This window comes from Thiocapsa imhoffii, assembly GCF_016583985.1.
Lineage (GTDB): Bacteria > Pseudomonadota > Gammaproteobacteria > Chromatiales > Chromatiaceae > Thiocapsa > Thiocapsa imhoffii.
The window spans coordinates 1-4803 of sequence record NZ_NRSD01000053.1 but is presented as its reverse complement, the minus strand read 5'-3'; the positions used below and the strand labels follow the sequence as shown (position 1 = coordinate 4803).

Sequence of the window (4803 nt, the reverse complement as noted above, 5' to 3'; positions counted from 1 at the left end):
CCTTTCTGCATCGGGTGGTCAACGGCGGCGGAACCTTGGAGCGCGAATACGCCATCGGCATGGGGCGCATGGATCTGTGTTTGCGTTATGGCGCGGTGACGCTGGGGATGGAGCTGAAGGTCTGGCGCGACCGCGAGGCCGATCCCCTGGTCGAGGGTCTGGAACAATTGGACGGCTATCTGGCTGGGCTGGGGCTCGACAGCGGCTGGCTGGTGATCTTCGATCGCCGTTCCAATCAACCATCGATCGCCGAACGGACCGCGTGTCACACCGCGACCAGTCCGCAGGGCCGCGCGATCGCCGTGATCCGCGCCTGAGTTCCGAGGGCACGTTCGGGCTCTCTGCACACTGCGGAGACATCGAACCAAGCGCCTCGCGCGCGATCCCGCTCGCCTTGGCGATCTCGGTCATGCCGCGTGCCCGCGCGGCGGTGCCGAGTGTCTGCGCCAGGGCCGCCGGGTCGTTTTCTTCCAGCACAATGGACCAATACTCGGCAATCGCCTGGTCGTCTTCCAGGTGCTCGGTGATGTCGAATTCGGACAGATCGGCGATTCGGATGTTCTCGCTCATGACTCACTCCTCCAGGGTAGACGCCAGCGCAATGGCACGGGCGATGTCAGCCTGCTGAGTCGACTTCTCGCCGCCCAGCATCAGGATCAACACCGGGCCGTGTTGGACGTCATACATCCGCCAACCGGGGCCAAAGCATTCGCGCATCTCGTACACTCCGCCGCCGCCGGGCGGTGGTATCCTCGCCCCCTGTGTCCGCTCACCGCCGCCCCGCCGACCCGGATCTCCGATGCGTTCACGACTCTCCTCATTGCGCCACCGCATCGATCTCGGCTTGTTCCTACCCACGGCCGGGTTGCTGCTGATCGGCCTGTTGGTCGTCAGCTCGCAGGGTCTCAGCGACCTTAAACCCTTGGATGCGAGGCACTCGACCCTGGTATGTGGTCATCTCGCGCGCACCGTCATTGCGCTGGTCCTGATGGTCGCTGTGATGTCGGTCCCCCTCGAACGCATTCAGCGCGCCGGGCTGATGCTGTATCTGATGGTGCTCGGTCTCCTGTTCACCGCCTATTTCAATGCCTTCTCACGGTTCGGGCTCGCCCTGATTGAACCGACCTGGATTCAGTTCGAGTTCCCGCTGATCGGCGAGCGCAGCATCGAGTGGTTGCACTGGGTGCAACTGGCCATCCCGCTTGCGCTGGCCTCTTGGATGGCGCGGGCGGGCGAGGAACGCTGGCTCGTTGCCGTGGTGACCGCGGTCGCTCTCTTGGTTCCGGTCTTTCTCGTGGGGGTGGCGTTTCCGTACCGATTCGGGTGGGTCCTGCTCAGCGTCGTGCTGATGCTTGCGGTGGCGCGCTGGTGGCGCTCGCTGTTGCTGGTTGTCCTGGGCCTGCCGGTCACGCTGATGGCGGTAATCGCGACGATGGTTGTCAGGATCAATCGGCGGAGCAGTTTCCTTGAGTACGGCGACAGCGCGTCATCCATGCTTGGACGCTCGCTCGAAGCGATCGCCTCGGCCGGCCTCCTCGGCAGGGGTTGGGGCGAAGGCCCAGTGTCTCATTGCCTGGATGTCAATTATCATCCGGTGTTGGGCCTCGATCGCGCGGCGAGCACGGCGTTCACCGTCTTCACCGAGGAGTTCGGTGTGGTCGGGGCGGTGGTCCTGATTGGATTGGTGCTGGCCTTGAGCCTGCGTGGGTTGCAGATCGCGGCGCGCGCGCAGGGCTTCGCGCGCTTTGCGGCGGTCGGCCTTTCGGTCACGCTGTTCGGTGCGGCCTTCCTGCACATCGCGAGCGTGACCCATCTGCTCGACGCGAATGTGCTCGGGGATTGGATCCCGCGCGGCCTGCCCCTGCCGCTGGTCGGCGTCGGCGGCAACGCCATGGCGATCAACCTGATCGCCATCGGGCTGCTCTATCGATTTGGGCGCACCGCGCCACCGCCCGCGCCTGGTCATACTGCGCTGCCGTTGCCGCGCAACCGTGGCCTGACAGTGGTTGCCAGCCTGCTGATCGCCGCCAGTCTGCTGCTGGTGGCGCGCACGCTCGATCTGCAACGCGGCGCGTATGGCTACGCCAAAGACGAGTCGACCGCGCCGACCTGCCGGGGAAATCAAAGGATGTCGATCGCGCAAGCGTGGGACAATGACACGCAACAGCGCATGATCGCAACGGAGCGGCTGCTCCTGTGGTTCGCGCAGTTGCGCAGCGTCGAGACAGAGCCCCGGCCGCGACTGCTGGCCAACGGCGCGGCGGTCGACTTCATCCCGACCCTTCCGAGCGCGCCCGGCGGCGCTGCCGACGCACCTTCGGCGCATGTCGAGCAACCGGTCGCACCGCCGCAATGGCTCCAGGCGTCGTTGTCGGGGATCCTGAATTCGCCTTTCCCGTCGCCGTCGGTCGCGGAGGATCACGTCGGCGAGCGTTGGCTGTCGCATCAGGTTCCGGATCTGTCTGGCTGGTGTGTGGAGCGTGGCGTGCGCGTGCGTGCGGCCTGTATCGAGACGATGGCACCCGAGCTGGTCCCCTGGTTCAGCACCCTGGATAACGCCGCCATCGGTTCGGGTGCCTTGGACCGGGCGCTCTCCGCGACCGGCGCCGTGCGGGAGATCCTGCGCAGCCGGGCCGCCGGCGATGCCGATGCGCCGGGCCTGGAGATCGCCAGCCTGCCCCGACACGGCGGCACCCGTCTGGTCGCGGTTGCCTTTCCGGACACCGGCCCGACCTGCGGCGACGGCGCCTGCCGCACCCCGACACTCCTGTATCGCGTGACCACCGCGCCCGATGGACAGGAGACGCCGACGCTGATCCTGATCTCGACGCAGGATTGGTTTGAAATCGGATCCTGGTCCATCGGCAGGTTCGACCTGTTCGCCTACGGCCAACGACCCGACGGGGTCGATGCGCGGATCGACAGCGTCGAGGTCTACCGGTGCGATCAGGTCTGCTGGCCGAGGGCCAGGCGTTGGCTGAAGACGACCCGCACACCGGATGGGGCATGGCACGCTCTGGACTGGTAAGGAAGCGGCATCGGAGGCGCGGCGCGGGCGCCCTGGTGGAGGAACGGTTCGATCGCGACGCGTCGGGCGACGGCAGCCGTGCGCGGGGTGGGCTGGGTACCCTGGTCGCGAAGCTCCCGCTTCGCGACCCGAGAGACGAAGCTCCGCTTCACGAACCCAAAAGATTCACATCCACGCTGCGCCACACGGCCCTCCGGTCGGTAATGCCTTACGGCCCCGCATCGCGCTCCTCGGCGTCCAGCCGGTCGAGTATGGCCAGCGCATCCTGCAGATTGCCGGTCGCCGCCAGCGCCCGAAAATGGTTCTCGGTATCCCAGGCGGACAGGGCTTGGGCGCTCAATTCTTCCACCAACGTGTTCACGCTCATGCCCTGACTGCGGGCGAGGGACTTGAGACGTTCGGCGGTATCGTCTGGCAAACGGATGGTCAAGGTACTCATGGATGGTCCTCGAGGATCTCTGCCGGTGTACAGATGCGGAGCTGGCCGAGGTGCAATTCGCCACCGCGTAAATCGCGCACATTGTGCGTGACGATGGCAGAGGCGCCGCCGGCCAGCGCCAACTCGATCAAGTGGTTGTCACCCTCATCGGGGAGATTGGGTCGCCAGCCATAGTAGACCCTGACCCACCGTCCCTGCATGAACTGATTAGGGACAGACAACGGTTTTCGGGCCCAACCGCATCCAGAGCGAGATGCTGAATGGACGACGCGGAGGGCGACCTCGGCGTGGCGGATTGAACGGGAGGATGACGCCGAGACGGATCTGCCGATGGCGAGGCTGCCGCGCCGGGCGGCCGACCGCGGTGCTATGCTCCCCCTAGCCCTGCTGCCGACGAGTCCGCCCGATGCGCTTCTTCAACACCGAAGGCCCGGTCCGCGCCGACGACCACTACACACTACCCCCACTGTCGCGCTGGGATCTCGACGAGATCCTCGCCCTCATCGATCAGAAGAAATACTTCCTGCTGCATGCGCCCCGCCAGACCGGCAAGACCACATGCCTGCTGGCGCTGGCGGAGCATCTGAATCGGGAGGGGCGCTATCGGGCGGTCTATGCCAATCTGGAGGTCGCCCAAGCCTATCGCGAACAGTTGGACAAGGGCATGACGGCCGTGGTCGAGCAGATTTCGCGCGGGGCGCGCGATCAGCTCGGAGACGCCGGGGCGGCGGAGCTGGGGCGGGAGGTCATCCTCAGCTCGAGCGGCGGCACGGCGGTGGGTGAATTTCTCGCCCGCTGGAGTGCGCAGATGACCCAGCCGCTAGTACTGCTGCTTGACGAAGTCGATGCGCTGATCGGTGACACCCTGCTCTCGCTGCTGCGCCAGTTGCGCGCCAGCTATCCGCAACGGCCGACGGCCTTTCCGCAGACCGTGATTCTGTGTGGGGTGCGCGACCTGCGCGACTACCGCATCCATGCCAGTTCCGAGCGCGAGGCCATCACCGGCGGCAGTGCATTCAACATCAAGGCCGAATCGCTCCGCCTGGGGGACTTCAGCGCCGCCGAGACGCGCACCCTGCTGCTGGAGCATACCGCCGAGACCGGGCAGGTGTTCACCCCCGAGGCGCTGGATCGGGTCTGGGAGCTGACCCAAGGGCAGCCCTGGCTGGTCAATGCCCTGGCGTATCGCGCCTGCTTCAAACTCCCCGACGGCCGCGACCGCGCCCGGCCGATCACAGCGGCGCTGATCGACCAGGCCAAGGAGGCGATGATCGTCGAGCGCGTGACCCATCTGGATCAATTGGCCCACAAACTCCAGGAACCGCGGGTGCGCCGG

5 protein-coding genes and 2 pseudogenes are annotated in these 4803 nt (G+C 66.2%); 3 read left to right on the top strand and 4 right to left on the bottom strand.

Annotation, left to right across the window (positions count from 1 at the left end):
- Positions 1–317 (top strand): annotated as a pseudogene (locus CKO25_RS20340) (ATP-binding protein); the annotation flags it as partial.
- Between the two features lie 61 nt (positions 318–378).
- Here CKO25_RS20340 and CKO25_RS20335 read toward each other — a convergent pair.
- Both CKO25_RS20335 and CKO25_RS20330 read right to left on the bottom strand, forming a co-directional pair.
- Positions 379–570, bottom strand: a pseudogene (locus CKO25_RS20335) (addiction module antidote protein); the annotation flags it as partial.
- Positions 571–573: 3 nt separating this feature from the next.
- Positions 574–717: a type II toxin-antitoxin system RelE/ParE family toxin gene (locus tag CKO25_RS20330; protein WP_242467788.1), complete on the bottom strand. Its 144-nt coding sequence runs from the start codon at positions 715–717 to the stop codon at positions 574–576.
- 82 nt (positions 718–799) lie between these two features.
- On the opposite strand from CKO25_RS20330, the gene CKO25_RS20325 reads away from it, so the two are divergent.
- On the top strand, positions 800–3028 hold the full coding sequence (locus tag CKO25_RS20325) for an FtsW/RodA/SpoVE family cell cycle protein (RefSeq protein WP_200389774.1): 2229 nt from the start codon (positions 800–802) through the stop codon (positions 3026–3028).
- A gap of 208 nt (positions 3029–3236) precedes the next feature.
- Here the strand turns inward: CKO25_RS20325 and CKO25_RS20320 are convergent, their stop codons facing one another.
- Both CKO25_RS20320 and CKO25_RS20905 read right to left on the bottom strand, forming a co-directional pair.
- The gene (locus CKO25_RS20320; RefSeq protein ID WP_200389773.1) at positions 3237–3467 is read right to left on the bottom strand and encodes a ribbon-helix-helix protein, CopG family; all 231 of its coding nucleotides are present in this window, start codon (positions 3465–3467) and stop codon (positions 3237–3239) included.
- On the bottom strand, positions 3464–3763 hold the full coding sequence (locus CKO25_RS20905) for a PIN domain-containing protein (RefSeq protein ID WP_338115194.1): 300 nt from the start codon (positions 3761–3763) through the stop codon (positions 3464–3466). The genes CKO25_RS20320 and CKO25_RS20905 overlap by 4 nt, the downstream gene beginning before the upstream one ends.
- 110 nt (positions 3764–3873) lie before the next feature.
- Between CKO25_RS20905 and CKO25_RS20310 the strand changes: the two genes are divergently transcribed.
- Positions 3874–4803 (top strand): AAA family ATPase (locus tag CKO25_RS20310; RefSeq protein ID WP_200389772.1); only part of this gene is annotated, 930 nt, incomplete at its 3' end.

Coding starts and splice junctions, on each gene's coding strand:
- CKO25_RS20330 (WP_242467788.1), bottom strand. CDS start 717: ATGCGCGAATGCTTTGGCCCCGGTTGGCGGATGTATGACGTCCAACAC.
- CKO25_RS20325 (WP_200389774.1), top strand. CDS start 800: ATGCGTTCACGACTCTCCTCATTGCGCCACCGCATCGATCTCGGCTTG.
- CKO25_RS20320 (WP_200389773.1), bottom strand. CDS start 3,467: ATGAGTACCTTGACCATCCGTTTGCCAGACGATACCGCCGAACGTCTC.